Origin of the sequence: Sulfitobacter sp. HI0027 (genome assembly GCF_001634775.1) — a bacterium.
Taxonomy (GTDB): Bacteria; Pseudomonadota; Alphaproteobacteria; order Rhodobacterales; family Rhodobacteraceae; genus Sulfitobacter.
On the sequence record NZ_LWER01000311.1, the window covers coordinates 1 to 254 of the forward strand.

Genomic DNA, 254 nt, shown 5'->3' on the forward strand with positions numbered 1-254 from the left:
ATCCGCTTGTCAGATTGCCACCGCAATCTCGGACATGGAGGCCGCTCAGTCTGCCATGGGGCCGGCCTTCTCCTTCTTCTCTGAAGTCTCCCCGGAGCTTCAGCTGTCCTTCGTGTCAGATATGGGACTGCCCCATGACAAGGTGCGGCAGGTCGCGGAGCACTTTCAGACGCTTTGCCCGTTCCCGTTGGCACTCGCTAAGTAGGAGCGGGTCTTCGTCACAAGCAAAAGGACCCCCTGTAAAACGCGTGGTT

General features: G+C 58.7%; 1 protein-coding gene. It reads left to right on the plus strand.

The features are described from left to right. A partial coding sequence (locus A3722_RS24895) for a hypothetical protein (protein ID WP_067916293.1) occupies positions 1–205 on the plus strand: 205 nt, incomplete at its 5' end. Positions 206–254: the final 49 nt, after the last annotated feature.